The organism is Candidatus Bathyarchaeota archaeon A05DMB-5 (genome assembly GCA_019685655.1).
In the GTDB taxonomy this organism is placed as follows: Archaea; Thermoproteota; Bathyarchaeia; order Bathyarchaeales; family Bathycorpusculaceae; genus DSLH01.
Genome location: JABFQP010000001.1, coordinates 405,476 through 423,852, shown reverse-complemented (window position 1 = coordinate 423,852; position 18,377 = coordinate 405,476). Strand labels below are relative to the sequence as shown.

20 protein-coding genes are annotated in these 18,377 nt (G+C 41.6%); 12 read left to right on the top strand and 8 right to left on the bottom strand.

Going from position 1 to position 18,377, the window contains the following annotated elements; all coding sequences use genetic code 11:
- Positions 1 to 41 precede the first annotated feature (41 nt).
- Positions 42 to 1,175, bottom strand: a complete 1,134-nt coding sequence (gene gcvT, locus HM003_02415) for a glycine cleavage system aminomethyltransferase GcvT (GenBank protein ID MBX5328195.1) — start codon at positions 1,173 to 1,175, stop codon at positions 42 to 44.
- A gap of 358 nt (positions 1,176 to 1,533) precedes the next feature.
- Between gcvT and topA the strand changes: the two genes are divergently transcribed.
- From topA to HM003_02400, 3 genes are read left to right on the top strand one after another with little or no spacing between them, the layout of a single operon-like run.
- The gene (topA, locus tag HM003_02410) at positions 1,534 to 3,630 is read left to right on the top strand and encodes a DNA topoisomerase I (protein MBX5328194.1); all 2,097 of its coding nucleotides are present in this window, start codon (positions 1,534 to 1,536) and stop codon (positions 3,628 to 3,630) included.
- Positions 3,611 to 3,844: a hypothetical protein gene (locus HM003_02405; GenBank protein ID MBX5328193.1), complete on the top strand. Its 234-nt coding sequence runs from the start codon at positions 3,611 to 3,613 to the stop codon at positions 3,842 to 3,844. Before topA ends, HM003_02405 begins: the two co-directional genes overlap by 20 nt.
- Positions 3,828 to 4,250, top strand: a complete 423-nt coding sequence (locus HM003_02400; GenBank protein MBX5328192.1) for a hypothetical protein — start codon at positions 3,828 to 3,830, stop codon at positions 4,248 to 4,250. Before HM003_02405 ends, HM003_02400 begins: the two co-directional genes overlap by 17 nt.
- Positions 4,251 to 4,253: 3 nt before the next feature.
- Here HM003_02400 and HM003_02395 read toward each other — a convergent pair whose 3' ends face one another.
- Together HM003_02395 and HM003_02390 are read right to left on the bottom strand one after the other, a co-directional pair.
- Complete coding sequence (locus HM003_02395) at positions 4,254 to 4,757, bottom strand: CDP-2,3-bis-(O-geranylgeranyl)-sn-glycerol synthase (protein ID MBX5328191.1); 504 nt, start codon at positions 4,755 to 4,757, stop codon at positions 4,254 to 4,256.
- A gap of 11 nt (positions 4,758 to 4,768) precedes the next feature.
- Positions 4,769 to 5,488 (bottom strand): AAA family ATPase, encoded by a 720-nt coding sequence (locus HM003_02390; protein MBX5328190.1) that lies wholly within the window; start codon positions 5,486 to 5,488, stop codon positions 4,769 to 4,771.
- Between the two features lie 68 nt (positions 5,489 to 5,556).
- On the opposite strand from HM003_02390, the gene HM003_02385 reads away from it, so the two are divergent.
- Positions 5,557 to 6,210: a hypothetical protein gene (locus HM003_02385; protein MBX5328189.1), complete on the top strand. Its 654-nt coding sequence runs from the start codon at positions 5,557 to 5,559 to the stop codon at positions 6,208 to 6,210.
- Complete coding sequence (locus HM003_02380; GenBank protein ID MBX5328188.1) at positions 6,164 to 7,510, top strand: hypothetical protein; 1,347 nt, start codon at positions 6,164 to 6,166, stop codon at positions 7,508 to 7,510. Before HM003_02385 ends, HM003_02380 begins: the two co-directional genes overlap by 47 nt.
- A gap of 26 nt (positions 7,511 to 7,536) precedes the next feature.
- On the opposite strand, the gene HM003_02375 is transcribed toward HM003_02380, so the two are convergent.
- Positions 7,537 to 8,187: an endonuclease III gene (locus tag HM003_02375; protein ID MBX5328187.1), complete on the bottom strand. Its 651-nt coding sequence runs from the start codon at positions 8,185 to 8,187 to the stop codon at positions 7,537 to 7,539.
- 71 nt (positions 8,188 to 8,258) lie between these two features.
- Between HM003_02375 and HM003_02370 the strand changes: the two genes are divergently transcribed.
- The 6 genes from HM003_02370 to HM003_02345 all read left to right on the top strand — a co-directional run bounded on the left by HM003_02370 (position 8,259) and on the right by HM003_02345 (position 13,791).
- Positions 8,259 to 8,630, top strand: a complete 372-nt coding sequence (locus HM003_02370; protein MBX5328186.1) for a hypothetical protein — start codon at positions 8,259 to 8,261, stop codon at positions 8,628 to 8,630.
- The gene (locus HM003_02365; GenBank protein MBX5328185.1) at positions 8,627 to 9,967 is read left to right on the top strand and encodes a UbiD family decarboxylase; all 1,341 of its coding nucleotides are present in this window, start codon (positions 8,627 to 8,629) and stop codon (positions 9,965 to 9,967) included. Before HM003_02370 ends, HM003_02365 begins: the two co-directional genes overlap by 4 nt.
- Positions 9,968 to 10,034: 67 nt before the next feature.
- The gene (locus tag HM003_02360) at positions 10,035 to 10,523 is read left to right on the top strand and encodes a CBS domain-containing protein (GenBank protein MBX5328184.1); all 489 of its coding nucleotides are present in this window, start codon (positions 10,035 to 10,037) and stop codon (positions 10,521 to 10,523) included.
- A gap of 70 nt (positions 10,524 to 10,593) precedes the next feature.
- Positions 10,594 to 11,688: a threonylcarbamoyl-AMP synthase gene (locus HM003_02355; GenBank protein MBX5328183.1), complete on the top strand. Its 1,095-nt coding sequence runs from the start codon at positions 10,594 to 10,596 to the stop codon at positions 11,686 to 11,688.
- 89 nt (positions 11,689 to 11,777) lie between these two features.
- Positions 11,778 to 13,427: a thermosome subunit gene (locus tag HM003_02350; GenBank protein MBX5328182.1), complete on the top strand. Its 1,650-nt coding sequence runs from the start codon at positions 11,778 to 11,780 to the stop codon at positions 13,425 to 13,427.
- A gap of 154 nt (positions 13,428 to 13,581) precedes the next feature.
- A complete protein-coding gene (locus tag HM003_02345) occupies positions 13,582 to 13,791 on the top strand; it encodes a hypothetical protein (protein MBX5328181.1) in 210 nt (69 codons plus the stop codon).
- A gap of 4 nt (positions 13,792 to 13,795) precedes the next feature.
- Here HM003_02345 and HM003_02340 read toward each other — a convergent pair whose 3' ends face one another.
- Both HM003_02340 and hutU read right to left on the bottom strand, forming a co-directional pair.
- A complete protein-coding gene (locus HM003_02340; GenBank protein MBX5328180.1) occupies positions 13,796 to 14,092 on the bottom strand; it encodes a hypothetical protein in 297 nt (98 codons plus the stop codon).
- 11 nt (positions 14,093 to 14,103) lie between these two features.
- Positions 14,104 to 15,762 carry a urocanate hydratase gene (gene hutU / locus HM003_02335; GenBank protein MBX5328179.1) on the bottom strand — a complete coding sequence of 553 codons (1,659 nt, stop codon included), beginning with the start codon at positions 15,760 to 15,762 and terminating at the stop codon, positions 14,104 to 14,106.
- 105 nt (positions 15,763 to 15,867) lie between these two features.
- Here hutU and HM003_02330 point away from each other — a divergent pair, with 105 nt between their 5' ends.
- Positions 15,868 to 16,107, top strand: coding sequence for a hypothetical protein (locus HM003_02330; protein ID MBX5328178.1), 240 nt, complete (start codon positions 15,868 to 15,870; stop codon positions 16,105 to 16,107).
- Positions 16,108 to 16,119: 12 nt separating this feature from the next.
- On the opposite strand, the gene HM003_02325 is transcribed toward HM003_02330, so the two are convergent.
- Complete coding sequence (locus HM003_02325) at positions 16,120 to 17,463, bottom strand: imidazolonepropionase (GenBank protein ID MBX5328177.1); 1,344 nt, start codon at positions 17,461 to 17,463, stop codon at positions 16,120 to 16,122.
- Complete coding sequence (ftcD, locus tag HM003_02320; GenBank protein MBX5328176.1) at positions 17,432 to 18,352, bottom strand: glutamate formimidoyltransferase; 921 nt, start codon at positions 18,350 to 18,352, stop codon at positions 17,432 to 17,434. The genes HM003_02325 and ftcD overlap by 32 nt, the downstream gene beginning before the upstream one ends.
- Between the last annotated feature and the right edge of the window lie 25 nt (positions 18,353 to 18,377).

Genomic DNA, 18,377 nt, shown 5'->3' with positions numbered 1-18,377 from the left:
AATGAGGTGTTTTATTTCCTTTGCGGTTATCTAATGATTTTTCACATTGTGATTTTCCGTTTATACCCATATTTTTCAGCATCATAAAATGGAAAGGACACTATCTTTGCATGCGCCAGTTTGCCACGTATTTTCACGTTTACGATGTTTCCCTCCAAGGCTTTGGACACTTCCACGTAACCCATCCCTATGCCATACCGCAATAATGGAGAAAACGTTCCACTTGTCACGTATCCAATCTTTGCGCCATCAGCACCATAAATTTCGAAGCCCAGTCTAGGTATTCCTTGGTCTATCATTTGTATTCCCACCCTTTTGCGTCTAATCCCTTCAGTTTTCTGTTTCAGCAAAGCATCCTTTCCTATGAAGTTGTCTTTTTGAAGTTTCACCACAAATCCTAATGCCGCTTCTAAAGGCGTTATGTTCTCGTCTATATCATTTCCATAAAGACACATTCCAGCTTCCAGCCTCAACGTATCTCTGGCTCCTAAGCCACATGGTTTTATTTCAAAGGTTTTTCCAGCCTCGAGAATGGCATTCCATAATTTCACCGCGTTATCTGGTTTAGCGAGTGAGGCATTCCACACGAAAACTTCAAATCCATCTTCGCCTGTGTAACCAGTTCTGGAAATAAAAACTTCCACTTCTGATAAACGCGTGTGTCCGCATTTGAATCTTTCAATTTTGCTCAAATCTTCAGAGGAAATTTTCGCTAAGGTTTTTTCAGCGTTTGGACCTTGAACCGCAAACATCGCTACGCTATCCGAAACTTCTTCAATTTTCACGTTAAACTCCTTAGAGTTTTTGACCAGCCAGTTATAGTCTTTTTCTCGATTGCTTGCATTGAAAACTACCAAAAATTTCTCCATTTCTAATCGATAAACAACGAAATCATCGATTATACCGCCTTTCTCGTTGCACATGACTGAATATTGAGCACTGTTTGGTAGCAGCTTTGAAACATCATTTGTTATGACATAATTCAAAAAGCGCTCCGCGTCTGGACCACTGACTATTACTCGTCCCATGTGTGAAATATCAAAAATGCCAACATTGTTTCGCACGGCTAAATGTTCAGGTGTCACATTTGTGTACCATAGGGGCATTTCAAAGCCTGCAAAAACAGTCATTTTTGCCGTTCGCTTGTGTATTTCGTAGAGCTGTGTCCTGCGGATTTTTTCAGTCAAGAATTATCCCAGCAGTTTTTATTTTACCGGTTTAACTTCCACATTAATGGGAATTAGCGAAAGTTTCTTTCCACATCCCGGACATTTTCCATTATGTTGATGTAAAATTTCATCAGGAGGTTTGATTTCAGCGCCTTCATACAAAACACAACCACACTGTTGACATACAACCCGCTGAGGCAACGCAACCCACTCCTTTCACGACAAAGCAATAAAGTTCTCTCGCATATTTATCAATTGCTGGTCAAGGCATACAACCTCATTTGTCCGGCACAGAAACTTTTAATTTCAGATAACACTTAATTCTGGGAAACCATTTCCAATAGGCTACGTGGTTTGTGCTACCATGGGAAAATACACATTAATTGTGACCGAGAAGCCGGACGCTGCACAAAGAATAGCTTTAGCCCTTGACGCAAAGGGAAAAGCCAAAAAAATGGAGGAAAAGGGGGTCCCATATTATGTGGCTAAACGGGACAAGGAAATAGTTGTCGTTCCTGCTCTTGGACATTTATACACAGTTGCAGAAGAAAGAAGAGGAAGAAATTACTATCCCGTTTTTGGTTTCAAATGGGTACCCAGATACATCGCCGAGAGAGGCGTAAAGCAAATTCGCACTTGGTTAGAGACCATATCAAAGTTGGCAAACGAGGCTGACTTGTTCATTGACGCTTGCGACTACGACATTGAAGGAAGCATCATTGGATATTGCATACTAAAATATGCATGCGGTGACAAGGAAAACGTTGCAAAACGAATGAAATACTCCACTCTAACTAAAGAAGAATTAGAAGAATCGTACACGAAGCCGTTACCAAAATTAGATTTTGCACTGATAGAAGCTGGACGCGCAAGACATGAAGTTGACTGGCTTTACGGCGTGAACCTTTCCCGCGCCTTAACCATAGCAGCAAGAGACTGGAGCGGGAAATACGCCACATTAAGCACGGGAAGAGTGCAAGGACCAACCTTAAAGTTTCTTGCTGCCAGAGAAAAATCCATCAGAAGCTACGTGCCAACACCGTACTGGGAAATCAAGGCTGAAGGGGAAATAGATGGAAAACCCTTCGAGGCAGAGTATGAAAAGGAAACAATTGAGACAAAGAAAGAAGCAGAAGCCATCCTAAGAGCGTGCAAAGAAAAAAATGGAACAGTTGAAAAAATCGACGTTAAACAATTCCAACAATCACCGCCGCTACCCTTTGATTTAGGCGCTCTACAAAGCGAAGCCTACGGCTTATTCGGATACACGCCAAGACGAACATCAAACATCGCTCAACGCCTATACCTAGACGCCTTAATATCTTATCCGCGAACAAGCAGCCAAAAACTTCCACCAGCAATAGGCTACGAGGCAATTCTGAAAAATCTAAACAAGCTTCCACAATACAGCAAACTCACAGCAGAATTGCTAGCAAAGCCGGAACTAAAACCGAAAGAAGGAAAAAAGGAAGACCCCGCACACCCAGCCATCTATCCAACTGGAAAACTGCCAGAAAGAGAACTTGACGACTCTGAAAGAAACATCTGGGACCTCGTAGTAAGAAGATTCATGGCAGTTTTTGATGAACCAGCCATAAGACAAAGCATGAGAATTAACATCAACGTCAACGGACATCACTTCTACCTAAGAGGAAGACAAACCCTAAAAGAAGGTTGGCTACGTTTCTATGGACCCTATGTAAGATCAGAAGAAGTCCTATTACCGCCAATAAAAGAGAAACAAACAATCAAAATCAAAAAAGTAATCGCAGAAGACAAATTCACAAAACCACCACCAAGATACAACCCTGGCAGTCTGCTTAAAAAAATGGAAGAAGCAGAAATCGGAACAAAAGCAACGAGAGCAGATATTATACAAACACTTTATGATAGAAGATACGTTCGAGACGAAAGAATCGTTGTAACAGACTTGGGCTTCGATGTTCTGGAAGTTCTGGAAAAATATTGCCCAACAGTTGTTTCAATAAAACTAACGAAGGAACTTGAGGAACGAATGAATAAAATACAATTGAACGAAGAAAAGAGAGAAAATGTTCTTGTAGACGCTGTGGAAATTCTCAAACCAGTAGTGACTGAACTTAAAACAAAAGAAAAAATAATAGGCGAACAACTAAGCAACGCAATAAAAAAATCAAGAATTGAAGAACGAACAATAGGCACATGCCCAATATGTAACACCGGAAAACTAATGATATTATACTCAAGAAAAACAGGCAAACGCTTCATTGGCTGCACTAACTACTTCAAAGGATTATGCAAAACATCATTTCCACTACCGCAAAGAGGAACAATAAAGCCTCTTGGAAGAAACTGCCGCGGATGCGGTTGGCCTACCGTCCAGGTTAAAATTAAAGGAAGACGCCCGTGGACGTTATGTTTTAATCCGCAATGTCCTTTAATAGAGGAGAGGAAAAAAAGAATTGAAATGCGCAATATGTAGTAGAGAAGCAGTCGAGAACCATTATTGCGAGTTACATTTCAAGGCTTATGAAAGCATACTGAAAAAATATGAACAGTGGAAGAAAGCTCTAGAAATTTCTTGGAAAGAGTATTTAAGTGAGATTGCTAAGAATCCGTTAACAGGAGAATGGGCTAAAGAAGTGTCAGAATACCTAAGCAAAAGCGGAGAAAAAGAAAATGTCAAAACCAGTTAAGAAAAAAATTTCCTCTATGTCGTTCTCCCTGAACAGATTATACAAAAAATTATCAGCAACAAAACCATCAACCCTTATCATATCAGTACTCATCATGGGTTTTGCAGTGTTTTTGTTTGGAGGCGGTATATACAACATTGTAATGAGACCACTTCCATCGTATTACGGAGGCAGCGGGGTAGGTTTCATCTTACTCTATCCACGGTTGTCAGAACAATTCATATACGACAGCGTCATTGCAATTGCTCTTTATTCTTTAGGGGCAGCAGGGTTGATAGTAATGTATCAAAGTACAAAGTACGCTTATAAGCCAAGGCAAGCTTACATGATGTTTCTGGCGGGAATAATCTTGTTATTGATAACTTACATATTCTTAGAAAGTGTTATTCGCCTAAAACTTGGCTAGAATTTACCAAGGATTAGTTTTTAACCCTAGCTTATATGCCACAAAATTTGTTAGCAGATGTATAGGTGGCGTTACGATTAACACCACAATAATAAGCTCTAAAGACATCGAAGGCATAGGAAGAAGAAGCGAAAACAGAATTGCTCCAAACACGAAGTCAACCTGGTCAACTACAGGCAACAACTCTCCTGGCGCAAGCCCAAGCCTTCTTTTTAGGAAAGCTCCAGCTAAATCTCCAAGTAACGCTCCCAAAGCTAATGTGAAACCAAACAATGCAGGATATTCTGGGAAAAGCGCAGTTTCAACTAAACCGACGGCTGTTCCGACAGCAAGACCAGCGAAAAATCCTAGAAAAGTTTTGTTTTTTCCGAAAATTGGTTTTCCATCAAAAAACTTCTTTCCAAAATCTATAGGGTAGCCTCCACCAACAATTACTGGTATCGCATTTGCGCAATATGCTGGAAATATGAATTTTAACGCTTCGATAAGTAGTTGTGCTATGTTCATTTTAATAACCATCAATGTGGCAGATACTCATGTATCCCTGTTTTTCCTATTTTTAAGTGGCAAGTTACTAGTTGAGGCTTTTTATCTTTTATTGGGTTTTTTTCTAAAATTGCCCTAATTTCTTGGGGTATTTCGGTTGGTTTCATTTCAATTATTGTTTCTGCCCAGAATTTCAAAACTCTTGTGGCAACGGGTTCAACTCTGACGTAAGTATCATTAAAGACGCTTCGCACTTGGCTGGTTACTAATACTGCGACTTTCTGAGTTTTAGCGTTCTGCGCTAATAGTGCCATTTGCCTGTTTAATTCGCGGTTTAGGTCAAATGCCTTTTCTGGAGATTCCGCGATTTTGGCGCGATAAAGTGATGTAATTGTGTCTATGACAACCAGTCCGAAATTTTTTGCTATGAGGTTTGTTAGCTGGTCTATTAGTGTGGCTTGCTCTCGAAAATTATTAGGTTTTGCTAGAATGACAAGGTCAGCAATTTCTTTGAAGCTTTCAGAAGCAATTTGAGACAATCGCAGTGCTGAAAAAGTGCCATCACAATCTACAAACAATGTCTTGTATCCTTTCTTTGCGCAGTTTACGGCGCATTGCATTGCTAGGGTGGTTTTTCCGGTTTCTGCTTCGCCATAGATTAAACTAATTGTTTTGGAGTGGATTCCTCCTTCCAGAATTTTGTCAATTGTTCTGCAACCTGTTGGAATTTTCTGTAGCACTTTAATGCACATCAACGAATATAAACCGCCAAACTAATAATTTGCTTTGCGCTTGTATAACGCAAGAAATGGAAAGCTGTATGAAAGCAAATATCGCGGTTGTAACCGTTTCAGGGAAAGCCTACTACTTAATTGTTAATGAACTGAAGAGAAAGAACATACCCTTTGTAAGTTTGACACCAAATGAACCCATTCCAATAGACATTAAGGCAGTCATAACCACAGAAAAAGAGCAACACTTGATAAACCACGAAAAAGTCTTGGTGTATCATGAAGAAGGAGAAGTGGAAGCGTTAATAAACGAGGCATTGCAGATCATTCGAGGAAAAGAATTCTACGAAAAAATCGTCATAGGCGTGGATCCCGGTGAAGTGTTTGGGTTGGCAGTTCTGGCGAATGGAAAAGTCATCGAGACAGAAAACTGTTTTAGCGTTGCCGAAACTTTAGAAAAAATAAAAAGTATTATAAGAAACCTTGAGACTGCTCCAGTGACATCAATCTCGGTCAAAATTGGTGACGGAGTTCCAACATATAGAGAACGATTACTGCATGATTTAGATAATGCGTTACCTTCAAATGTAAGTTTAGAAAGTGTAAGTGAAGCAGGAACAAACCGTAACTTAAATGAAACCAAGCATAGACGAGGCTTAAGAGATATCGTTTCAGCCATAAGGATAGCTGGAAGGAATGGACATAAATTTCCACGGAGGAAGACGAGTGAATCGCACAATTGAAAAAGGTAAGACTCTTTTAGTGGACGGCCCAGCTTCTGTCACAGTCATTTCCGGTAAGACGGAAGTGTTTGGTTCCTCTTTGAGTAGCGTAAAGAAGGTTGTGATACGTGAAGGGAAACGGTTGCCTTTTGTAGTTGAGGAAACAACAACGTTCGAAATTTCGTTAGGAGAAGGCGCAACTATTGAGGAAGTTGAAGGAAGCACTATTCCGTCTTCTTGGATTAAGGCAAGCGAGGAACTTTCGAATCTCCAAGCAAAGCCTTCCACGGCCGTAGTGTTAGGTGCTGTTGATTCTGGAAAGTCGAGTTTTTGCACTTACCTAATAAACAGGATTATGCAAGAAAAAAGAAAATGCGTGATTTTGGATGGAGATTTGGGTCAGTCTGATGTGGGTCCTCCATGCACTCTTGCTTATGCAATAGTCACTAAACCGATTACTGATTTGTTTAGTCTAGAGGCAAAAAACGCCTTTTTTGTAGGCGTAACTTCTCCAAGCAGAGCCATCAACAAGGTAATAGAAGGGTTAAGTTTACTAAAAACGGAAGTTCTGAATGAAAACCCAGACTTCATCATTGTAAACACTGATGGGTGGGTTGAAGGAGAAGACGCGGTCAACTATAAAATGCAGCTTGTCAGCAAACTCAATCCAGACTTGATTTTCTGCATTCAGCAAAAAGATGAGACAAATCGACTTGTGGACGTCTTTGAAAAATTTAGAACAATAGTCGTCGATTCTCCAATTGCTATAAAGCAAAGAGATAGAGAAAAACGCAAAAACCTGCGGGAACTGGGATATATGAAATACCTTAAAAATATGAAAGTGCAGTTGCTTCCGCTTAACTGGTTAAAAATTGAAGGAAATGAACTGTTTAATTTGGATAAGACTGTTAGGAATACAAGGAAGGCAGAGAGGATATACGAAATTTTAGGAATGAAACCGTTGAATATTGCAGAATTCGAAGATAAAATTCTGATACTCATAGGAAGAAAACGCTGGGTTGACGCAGAAAAACTACTCAAAGCTGAAGAATTCGCAAAAAAGAAAGTCATGATAGCACGCAAAGGCGACGAGGAAGGATTACTCACAGCTTTGTACGATGCAAATAGAAAATTTCTAGGAATAGGCATCTTACAAGAACTCGACTACACCAGAAAAACTTTGAAAATTCTAACTCCAATCAAAGAGGAAATTTCAACCGTTGCCATAGGAAAAGTCAAACTCGACAAGAACCTGAAAGAAATTCCATTTTTGGAAGAAGAAAACCAATCTGAATTTTTCACGGTCAGAGAACTGTTTTAAAAGTCTATTTCACTTTCTGTTTATTGTTATTTAGAGGGACAAAGCAAGTTTAGTGGGCATTGCTTGCATAATGGGTTTCTGGCTTTACAATATTTTCTACCAAGCGCAATCAGCAATACATGGACGGCTAAATAGTTCTCTGGTTTGTAAAGGGACTGCAGAGATTCACGAACGCCTTCATAGTTTCCATTGTTAGGCGCAAGACCGAGCCGTTTTGAAACGCGGTTGACATGGGTGTCCACGGGAATTGTTGGCTTTTCTGAACAAAATAATAATACTACATCAGCTGTTTTGGGTCCAACTCCGGGGAGTTGCAGTAGTGTTTTTCTTGCTTCTTCGAAGGGCATTGATAAAATTGGTTTCAGAGTTCCGTGGAATTTTTCAAGAATTATTCGAGAAACTTGCTTTATTGTTTTGGCTTTGTTTTTGTATAAACCTGCCACTTTCAAGCATTCTTCAATTTGGCTTATTTTGGCATTTGCTAACATTTCGGGTGTTATTTCGAACTGCTTCAAGAGGTTTTCGAAGGCTTTTGCAGTATTTTTGCCAGTAGTGTTTTGTGAAATTATTGTCACTATTAATGTTTCGAAGGGTTCTTTCTTGGCAGTCGCCCATTTTGGCATTGCAAATGTTTTTTGGAGTAATTTCAAGATTTTTTCGGCGTTAGTTTTGGTCATTTATTGAATCGCCCTTGAAAATAATAAATAGTGAATGTGTGAAGCTATAAATAAGCAATGGAGATTTGTTAATGGAACGTGCAAAAATTGTTAAAGACGAAATAATCGAGCAAAACATGCACTTTCTGGCAGTTTATTTGGAAACAAAAAATGCATGCCTAATTCTTCTAAGCGAAAAAGAAGACAAACTTGGAACACTTGCCATTGCGGTTCCGAAACCAAAAGATTTTCTTGGACCACCCTCATCATCAGTACTTTTAGGCGATAAAAACGCGATTTCCGCTCGTATGTTCGCTGAATACGTATCCTCCATCAAAAAGAAGATTGCACTGGTTTCTATCTATCTAGAGACAATCAACGAAATACAAGCGCAATCAATCTTCAAAAGGTTAATTGAAAAGGTTGTTCGCACAGAAACTGAAAAGGAAGGCGCAGTTGCATGAGTCTAAGGGAATTTCTTAAGCAGATGGAACTGGAAAAACAAGTCTTACACATCAAAGATGGGGTGTCTACCAAGTTTGAAATCTCCCATATAATGAAAAGTTTTGACCGCCAAGGCGCGATGCTATTGTTTGAGAAAGTGAAGGGTTATAATACGAAAGTTGTTGCTAATGTTTGCGGAAACAGAGAAAGAATCTACACTGCACTCGCTACAAGCCAAAGTGAATTTTACAAAAGATTGACAGAGGCTTGGCATTTTCCGAGAAAACCCAAAATTGTTAGAAACGGCGTAGTGAAGGAAGTTTTTGAGAATGACGTGTCTAAAATTCCTGTTCTAACACATTTCGAAAGAGATGCTGGACCATATATTACTTCAGCAGTTGTACATGCAAGAAGTTTGGATGGAAATGTTGAGAATGTATCAGTTCATCGCCTTCAAGTTTTAGACAAAAATCATTTAGCAATTCGTTTGGTTCCTCGACATCTGTTCAAACTGTGGCAAGAAGCAAAAAAAGCTAGTAAAGATTTGGATGTTTCAATTTCTATTGGTGTTCATCCTGCAGTTATGCTTGCAGCATCTTCGCCCATTCCGTTTGGAGTTAGCGAGTTTGACGTTGCGAACGCGTTGATGAATGAGAAACTTCAATTAATTGAATGCGAACATGTAAACGCTTTCGCTCCAGCCGAAGCAGAGCTAGTTTTGGAGGGCAAGATTTCTGCAGAGAAGGAAGTCGATGAAGGACCATTTGTGGATATAACTGGCACGTATGACATCGTTAGGAAACAGCCAGTTGTTGAAATCGTTGGCGTCATGCATCGTAAGGACTATGTTTACCAAGCACTTTTGCCTTCTGGAACAGAGCACAAGCTTTTGATGGGTTTGCCGCATGAAGTTTTGATTTGGGAGGCTGTTTCGAAGGTTGTTCCAAAAGTGCACGAGGTTAACCTTTCAATTGGCGGAAGCGGATGGCTCCATGCAGTAATAGCTATTGAAAAGCAACTTGACGGAGACGGAAAAAACGCTTTGCTCGCTGCGTTCGCCGCGCATCCAAGCTTGAAGCATGCAGTGGTTGTGGATTCCGACATTGACGTGTTTGACGCTTCCGATGTGGAGTGGGCTGTAGCAACGCGTTTCCAAGCCAACGAAGACCTCATCATCATAAACAATGTGCGCGGTTCAACGTTGGATTCTTCTGCTGACCAAGAAACTGGCTTGACAACTAAAATGGGTTTAGATGCTACTAGACCTTTCGCTAAGCCTAAAGAAAAGTTTGAGCGGGCAAAAATTCCGACAAATAAGCATGTAGAAGCACTAGTTGATAAGTTGCGTAGTTTGTGACGTTAAATTTCTGCACACCTATTTATATAGGGGATATGGAGAGAAAATACAGAAGTTGGTGATTTTATTGTCTGAAGAGAAAAAAGAAGAAAGTGGCGTGTCATTGAAAGTTGAGGATGTTATGGTTAAAGAAGTAATAACTATAGATGAGAACGCGACTGTTAAAGAAGCAGCAGAAGTTATGAACAAGTTTGAGATAGGCTGCTTGATTGCTATTAGAAAAGGAAAAGCGATGGGGATAATAACTGAAAGAGACCTTTTGAAAAGAGTCGTTGCGGATGCAAAAGATGCTAATAAAACTAAAGTGAAGGATGTCATGTCAAGTCCGCTTGTTGTTGTTGAACCCAGTATGGATTTGGAAGAAGCTGTTAAGTTGATGTTTCAGATGAAAATCAAAAAGTTGCCTGTCGTCGATGGAAAACGCCTTGTGGGCTTGATCTCCCTGACAGACATAGCTCGTTTTCAACCTCAAATGATAAGAATATTGAAGCAACTTGCTATGAGACAAGCAACGCCGAAGAGCATGAAGAAAGTAATAGATTACTACGTTGTTTAAAGAAACAGAAACTTTTGCTTAGTCACTCTTTTTAAAAAGAAGTTTAATTTCTAGGTTTTACTCTAATCAGATGAGCAATAAAGGAACTTGGTATTCCTTGAAAGAGACTTTAGTGTTAAAAGTAGATTCGAAGAAGCCAGAAATCGAGAAAATTCGAATGGCAGCAGACTTCATCAAGAAAGGCGGTTTAGTAGCATTTCCCACAGAAACCGTGTACGGCTTAGGCGCAGATGCATTGAACAAAAATGCCGTTTTGGCTCTTTTCGAAGCCAAAAAAAGACCCTTGGACAATCCTCCAATAATTCACGTGGAAAACATTAGAGACGTTTACAGATTAACAAAAAAGGTGCCCTACAAAGCTGAGCGGCTTATGAGTGAGTTTTGGCCTGGACCTTTAACTTTGATTTTTAAGCGTTCAGAGATAGTTCCAGATGTGGCTGTTGCGGGTTTGAGCACGATAGCTATTCGTATGCCTAATCATAATGTGGCTTTAGCGTTGATTAAAGAAAGCGAATGTCCAATTGCTGCTCCAAGCGCGAATCTTGCTGGGAAGCCAAGTCCAACAACTGCGAAGCATGTTTTGGATGACCTTGAGGGAAGTATAGATGCGATTTTGGATGCTGGATCAACTTGTATTGGAGTTGAATCAACTGTTCTGGACATGACGGTTGACCCTCCACAAATTCTGCGTCCTGGGGGAACACCTTATGAGGTGTTGAAGAAAATTCTGGGGGAGGTTAGACTTCATCCGATTGCGGTTGCTGAGAAACAGCTTTCGATTGATCAAGCGCGTTCTCCTGGGTTAAGGCATAGGCATTATGCTCCGAAAGCGGAGATGTTTGTTGTTGAGGGTGAATTGTCAGCTGTTGTTGCTAGAATTAAGGAGTTGGCGGAAGTGTTTATGCGTGAAGGTAAGAAAGTTGGCGTTCTTGCTACTGATGAATCTGTTGCGTTTTATAGGGTTGATGTTGTGAAGTCGCTTGGAAGTAGGAATGATTTTGTAACTATTGCGAGAAACTTGTTTAGGTTTTTGAGAGAGTTTGATTCTGAAGGAGTTGACGTTATAATTGCTGAAGGTGTGCCTTTAGAAGGGTTAGGTTTGGCTGTTATGAATAGGTTGAGGAAGGCTTCTGGATACAAGATTTTTAGGGTTGGTGATTGTTAGAAAAATTTATATTTAAGCGCTTTTTCCTTTGATTTTTGCCAAGTTTCAGTTTCACTTCATACATGAAAACGTGTAGGAGGTGATGTTTGATGGCTGCTGCACCATCTGGTACAGTGCCAGTGTTAGTTTTGAAAGAGGGAACGGGTAGAACTACAGGAAGAGAAGCGCAGAGAAATAACATTATGGCTGCAAAGATAATAGCGGAGACTGTAAAGACCACTTTGGGTCCGAGGGGCATGGACAAGATGTTGGTCAGCAGTTTCGGCGATGTTGCCATAACTAATGACGGCGCTACAATTTTGAAGGAGCTTGATGTTCAGCATCCGGCAGCGAAGATGCTTGTTGAAGTTGCAAAGGCGCAGGATAATGAGGTGGGTGATGGAACGACTACTGCAGCGGTTTTAACTGGAGAGTTGCTTTCTAAGGCTGAAAATTTGCTTGACCAGAACATTCATCCAACAGTGATTATTGAAGGGTTCAAGAAAGCTAGCGAAAAGGCTCAGGAAATTTTGGAGAAAATGGCGATTCCGGTGAGCATGAATGATGAAGAGAAACTTATTGATGTGGCAGTAACATCCATGGGTAGCAAAGGCATCGCTGGCTCCAAAGAGCATTTTGCCAAGCTAGCTGTGGACGCAATTAAACATGTTGCAGAGAAAAAAGATGGAAAAATCAAGGCTGATGTGGACTTGATTAAGGTTCTGAAAAAGCATGGAAAAAGCTTGGAGGAAACAGAGCTTGTCAAAGGCATGGTCATTGACAAGGAAGTTGCGCATCCGCAAATGCCGAAGATTGTCAAAAATGCGAAGATAGCGTTGCTGAATGCGAAGTTGGAGATTGAAAAGACGGAGTTTGACGCTAAAATTAACATTGAAAGTCCAGAGCAGATGAAGCTTTTCTTGGATGAAGAGGAGCGAATGCTTCGTGAAATGGTTGAAAAAATAGCGGAAGCCGGTGCAAATGTAGTCTTTTGTGAGAAGGGCATTGATGATTTGGCTTTGCATTTCTTGGCAAAGAAGAGCATCTTGGCAGTGAAAAACGTAAGCAGTAGTGACATGGAGAAACTTGCGAGAGCTACTGGCGGCAAAATTATGGCTAGCTTTAAAGACTTGTCACGTGATGTTTTGGGAGAAGCAAAGGTTGTTGAAGAGGTCAAGATTGGCGAGGACAAGCTTGTTTATGTTAAGGAGTGCAAGAATCCGAAGGCTGTCACAATTGTTGTCAGAGGCGGAACAGAGCATGTTATTGATGAGGCTGAACGTTCACTGCATGATGCATTGTGTGTTGTTAGAAATGCGGTTGAAGATGGAAAGATTGTTCCTGGTGGTGGTGCACCTGAAGCGGAGGTTGCAAGGCAACTTAGAGAGTATGCAGTGAAGGTTGGCGGTCGAGAGCAGTTGGCAATTGAGGCTTTTGCTGATGCTGTGGAGTCTATTCCTTTGATTTTGGCTGAAAATGCTGGTTTGGACCCTATTGATATTATGGTGGCTTTGCGTGCTAAACATGAAAGCGCTGCTTCACCTTCTTATGGTGTCGATGTGTTTTCTGGTAAGGTCATGGATATGCTGGAGTTGAAAATTGTTGAGCCATTGCGTGTGAAACAGCAAGTGGTGAAGTCCGCGACTGAAGCAGCGAACATGATACTGAAAATTGACGATTTAATCGCAGCGAAGGGCATGGAAAAAGAGAAAGAGAAGAAACCGCCTAAAGAGCCATCAGAGTTCGGCGAAGAATACTAGAAGACGGCAAATATCCAAATTTCTTTTTTCTTTTTTGGTTGTAAAGTTTCAGACTATGATAAGTGTGTTTGTTAGGCTTGGGAGAGCTATAGCCCCCCTTATAAATAGGTTCAATTTGTAATATTCTAGTTGCTACGAAAGGAAGGTCTAAGAGATGATTGAGCGGAAGTCTTGTCCAAATGTGCAGATTAATCTGCAGGATTGCACGTGCAGTTATGGTAGTTGCGAAAAGCGTGGAAAATGTTGTGAATGCATAAGTTATCATAGGGAAAGGGGAGAGTTGCCGGGTTGCTTGTTTCCGTCTGATGTTGAGAAGACGTATGACCGAACTATTGAGAGGTTCGTTAAGGTTCACAGTCGCTGATTTACTATTCACTTTTCTGTTTCGGATTTCTTTTCATGTGCATTTCTAAGTAGTCTTTTCCATAAGGAAAGCACCATTCAAAATATTTTTGGCATGGAAATTCTTCGCAATCACGCATACAATAAGCAACGCCGCGTTTCACTGCACAATCTAGAACTAAACATAAAACGCCCTTACCGCCCCATTGAGTTTTAACCTTCTCTTTCGCTATTTCCTCAACGCCTGAACTGCAAACACAACCCAGTTTAGTGTGAAGAGCACAAACATCACAGCAAATGCCGCAAGCAGCAACAAACTTCAAAGTGCACCAGCCTACTTTAGCATTGGCATTTTGACGCCCTTTTCTTTTGCTATTTTTTGTGCCTTTTCATAGCCTGCGTCCGCGTGTCTAACTATTGCTGTTCCCGGGTCTGTTGTCAACACAGTAACTATGCGCTTTTCTGCTTCTTTCGTGCCGTCCGCTACGAGACACATGCCAGCGTGTATGCTGTAACCTATGCCCACGCCTCCGCCATGATGCACACTAACCCATGTCGCGCCGCCAACAGCGTTGATTAAAGCGTTGAGTATAGGCCAATCAGCCACTGCGTCGCTTCCGTCTTTCATGGCTTCTGTTTCGCGGTTAGGTGAAGCCACGCTTCCGCCGTCCAAGTGGTCTCGTCCAATCCAAACTGGTCCAGAAAGCTCTTTTTTAGCTACCATCTCATTGATTATTTTGCCAAATCTTGCTCTTTCGCCGAAGCCAAGCCAGCAAACCCGTGCAGGTAAGCCTTGAAACTTCACCTGTTCTTTTGCTTTTTTTATCCAGCGGCACAGTTCTTTGTCGTAGGCGAATTCTCGCAGAATCACGTTATCCAACGTGTAAATGTCTTCTTTGTTACCAACAAGCGAAGTCCAACGGAACGGCCCGCGTCCTTCGCAAAACATGGGTCGAATGTAGCGCTGAACAAAGCCTGGATAAGCAAAGGCGTCTTTGAATCCGGCGTTGTAGGCTTGTTGTCGTAGGTTGTTTCCATAATCAAAAGTAACAGCTCCTTTCCGCATCATCTTAACCATAGTTTCAACTTGCACGCGCATGCTTTCGTTTGCCCTTCGTAGATATTCCTTCGGGTCATTCTTTCGAAGCTCATCAGCTTCCTTTTTAGATAATCCAGCAGGATAATAACCGTTCAGCGGGTCGTGTGCTGAAGTCTGGTCGGTTAGAACATCTGGAATTATTCCACGCTTTAGCAGTTCTGGATGAACTTCTGCTGCGTTACCAAGCAAGCCTACACTGCGTGGAACACCATCACGTTTTGCTTCCATAACCAGTTTTACAGCTTCATCTAAATCGTCAGTCCACATTTCTAAATACTTATGCTTGAGCCTACGTTCAATAGCCCACTTATCAATCTCAACAACAAGCGCAACACCATCATTCATAGTAACCGCTAAAGGCTGAGCGCCACCCATCTCGCCCAAACCAGCAGTTAAAACAAACCGTCCACGCAACGACCCGCCGAAGTGCTCTTTTGCAACAGCCGCAAGAGTCTCGTAAGTGCCTTGCAAAATTCCTTGCGTTCCTATGTAAGCCCACGAGCCAGCCGTCATCTGCCCAAACATGATTAAGCCCTTCTGCTCCAACTCGTAAAAGTAATCCCAAGTAGCCCACTTCGGCACAAGCATCGCGTTAACAATTAAAGCCCGAGGAGCCCACTCATGAGTTTTAAAAACAGCAACTGGCTTGCCGCTTTGGATAAGCATAGTCTCGTCAGGTTCAAGCTCCGTTAACGTCTCAACAATCTTTTCGAAACATTCCCAGTTTCGCGCAGCCTTGCCCGTGCCGCCATAAACAATGAGCTTTTCTGGGTCTTTAGCCACTTCTGGGTCAACAACATTAAAAAGCATGCGTAGGATGCCTTCAATCTGCCAGTTCTTGCAATGCAGTTCTGGACCCGTCAAACACTTAACGGGTCTCTTAATCTTAACCATTCAGTTCACCGTGAACCACAATGACAGAAGCACATTATAATTTTTGCTCACACCCGTCACGTTTATTAAGGAACACACTCACGTAAATCGAAAGGAGAAAGGAGCATGAAAGGAGTATTAGTGTTCCTTGCAATCTTCTTCATCTTCTTAGCTACAACTCTGTATTATGCTGAACTACCACCGGGCAACACAATCAGCGAAAACATGAACGTAGACCCAACAATAGAATATGGAGGGTTCAAAGTGAAAACAATAACTTCAGCAATATTCAACGCAGTAATCTATGGCGTAATAGTTTGGATAATCTTCACAATAATAGACAAAGTAAGAAAACGCAAAAAATAAAATATCACTTGCCTATTCGGTCTCGCGAATAAGCACCAGCTCACCTTGCTTTTCTCTATCAACAACCACTCTACCATTTTTGATAACTTTGTCCACGAGATTTACGCCAAAATGGTAACCGAGAAACTTATGATTCGGAACATCCAAAATAACGACATCAGCTTTTTTGCCAACCTCTAAACTACCAACCTCGCCAGCTCTGCAAACTGCATGAGCCGCATTTATCGTTGCAGCTGTAATGGCTTCAGCAGAAGTTAACCTCATAAAATGACAGGCAAACGCTATAACCAACTGCATATTCTCGACCAAACAGTTAGGATTAAAATCGGTTGCCAAAGCCACTGGAACGCCAGAATCAATCATTAACCTAGCGTCTGCATAACGCCCCATCATAAGGCTAAAGGCGGCGGCGGGAAGCAAAATTGCAATCACTCCCTTTTCAGCCATGGCTTTTATTCCCTCAACTGAAGAAAAAAGCAGATGCTCAGCGGAAACAGCGCCCACATCAGCCGCAAGTTCCGCACCACCAAGCATGCTCATCTCATCAGCATGAACCTTAGGCTTTAACCCATAATTTTTGCCAGCAACTAAAATGCGTCTAGTCTGTTCAAGAGTGAAAACGCCCCTTTCACAGAAAACATCGCAGAATTCTGCCAAGCTCTTCTCAGCCACTTTCGGAATCATATCCTCAACTACAAGATTAACGTAGCCATTCGGGTTATCCCTAAATTCTGGCGGAATAGCGTGAGCGCCTAGAAAAGTTGAAACCACATTCACGCAATGCAGTTGATTTATGCGTTTTGCAGCCTCCAAAATCTTTAATTCATCTTTAGTTGTTAAGCCATAACCGCTTTTGGCTTCAACAGTGGTTGTTCCATGCTCTAACATAATATCAAGCGTTTTTATGCCTAAATCAGCAAGCTTTTCCACATTCGCCTTTCTTGTCTCTTTAACAGTCTTGAGTATGCCGCCGCCCGCGCTGAGAATTTCCATGTAAGAAGCGCCTTCAACTCGCATTTGAAATTCTTCTTCACGTGAACCAGCAAAAACCAAATGCGTGTGAGGGTCAACAAAACCGGGTAAAACGGTTTTTCCATTAGCGCTCAGTATGGTTTCTGCTCTGTAAACCTTTGTAACATCAGGCGTTTTTCCAACGGCAACAACAACGCCGTCTTTAATCGCTAAACTACCATTGCGTATTATTCCAAGCTCACGCATCTGCTTGCCAACGCGAGGTTTCTGGTTGCCACCGCCAAGAGTGACAAGTTCATCAGCGTTCACAATGAGCAAGTCTACTTTTTCTCTGGCTCGTGGTTTGACGGGTTTATTCAAAGGCACCGCCTTTCTCCATGACATTGTGTATGGCTATTTCTAAAACGCGGTCTTCTGTTAAATTGTCAACCTTCAAGTAATATGCAGCCACATCAATAAGAGCTTTTAAAGGAGCCATACCGCAGAACTCTGAGCCTACTATCGGCACGTTATACCGTGCACACTCAACCTTCAACAGTTCAAACACTCGATAAAGCGGTGTCTTTTCAAAATCGTGTATACTCATGCCTATCTGCGTGATGTTCTTTTCAGGAATAAAGGCAGCCATAGCCTTAACATTTGAAAAGCCGCCTTTTTTCGCGTGCAAAGCCTTCGCAATTTTCTTCGCAACCACCAAATCTGCAGTGCCCAAATTAACGTTAAAACCAGCCATAAGTCTACGAGCACCAGTTATTGTCGCGCCAGCTTTGGGATTAAACTTGGCTGGACCAAAATCGGGTTTACGCTCTGGCTTAATGATGTTTTCAGCAAGCTTTTCGTATTCGCCTTCACGAATCCAATCTAAATCTTTGCGTTCAGGCTTCGGCTGCGCCTCTCCATAAAGATAAACGGGAACGTTACATTTTTCTGCTAATGTTTTGCCAAATTTTTTCGCAAGCTCAATGCAGTCTTCTAACGTTACGTTTTTGATGGGAATAAACGGGACAACGTCAACAGCGCCCAAGCGTGGATGCTGACCCTTATGCTTGCGCATGTCAATAAGCTCAACAGCCTTAAAAGACGCGCCTAAAACCGCGCCAAGAACAGATTTCTTGTTACCGACAACTGAAACTACAAGCCGATTGTAATAACCATCAAAAGTATAATCAAGCAGGAACGCGTTTCGCGTTTTTCGAACCTCGTTAAGAATTAATTCAACAACTTTCGGGTCTGAAGTGCTAAAGTTAGGCACGCATTCCACTATTTCAGCCATCTCCAGTCCTCCACGCCCTTTATGA

What these genes read in the sequence shown, in the direction of transcription:
- topA (MBX5328194.1), top strand. Translation starts at nt 1,534, where the DNA reads ATGGGAAAATACACATTAATTGTGACCGAGAAGCCGGACGCTGCACAA.
- HM003_02400 (MBX5328192.1), top strand. Translation starts at nt 3,828, where the DNA reads ATGTCAAAACCAGTTAAGAAAAAAATTTCCTCTATGTCGTTCTCCCTG.
- HM003_02395 (MBX5328191.1), bottom strand. Translation starts at nt 4,757, where the DNA reads ATGAACATAGCACAACTACTTATCGAAGCGTTAAAATTCATATTTCCA.
- HM003_02390 (MBX5328190.1), bottom strand. Translation starts at nt 5,488, where the DNA reads ATGTGCATTAAAGTGCTACAGAAAATTCCAACAGGTTGCAGAACAATT.
- HM003_02385 (MBX5328189.1), top strand. Translation starts at nt 5,557, where the DNA reads ATGAAAGCAAATATCGCGGTTGTAACCGTTTCAGGGAAAGCCTACTAC.
- HM003_02380 (MBX5328188.1), top strand. Translation starts at nt 6,164, where the DNA reads ATGGACATAAATTTCCACGGAGGAAGACGAGTGAATCGCACAATTGAA.
- HM003_02375 (MBX5328187.1), bottom strand. Translation starts at nt 8,187, where the DNA reads ATGACCAAAACTAACGCCGAAAAAATCTTGAAATTACTCCAAAAAACA.
- HM003_02370 (MBX5328186.1), top strand. Translation starts at nt 8,259, where the DNA reads ATGGAACGTGCAAAAATTGTTAAAGACGAAATAATCGAGCAAAACATG.
- HM003_02365 (MBX5328185.1), top strand. Translation starts at nt 8,627, where the DNA reads ATGAGTCTAAGGGAATTTCTTAAGCAGATGGAACTGGAAAAACAAGTC.
- HM003_02355 (MBX5328183.1), top strand. Translation starts at nt 10,594, where the DNA reads ATGAGCAATAAAGGAACTTGGTATTCCTTGAAAGAGACTTTAGTGTTA.
- HM003_02350 (MBX5328182.1), top strand. Translation starts at nt 11,778, where the DNA reads ATGGCTGCTGCACCATCTGGTACAGTGCCAGTGTTAGTTTTGAAAGAG.
- HM003_02345 (MBX5328181.1), top strand. Translation starts at nt 13,582, where the DNA reads ATGATTGAGCGGAAGTCTTGTCCAAATGTGCAGATTAATCTGCAGGAT.
- hutU (MBX5328179.1), bottom strand. Translation starts at nt 15,762, where the DNA reads ATGGTTAAGATTAAGAGACCCGTTAAGTGTTTGACGGGTCCAGAACTG.
- HM003_02330 (MBX5328178.1), top strand. Translation starts at nt 15,868, where the DNA reads ATGAAAGGAGTATTAGTGTTCCTTGCAATCTTCTTCATCTTCTTAGCT.
- HM003_02325 (MBX5328177.1), bottom strand. Translation starts at nt 17,463, where the DNA reads ATGTCATGGAGAAAGGCGGTGCCTTTGAATAAACCCGTCAAACCACGA.
- ftcD (MBX5328176.1), bottom strand. Translation starts at nt 18,352, where the DNA reads ATGGCTGAAATAGTGGAATGCGTGCCTAACTTTAGCACTTCAGACCCG.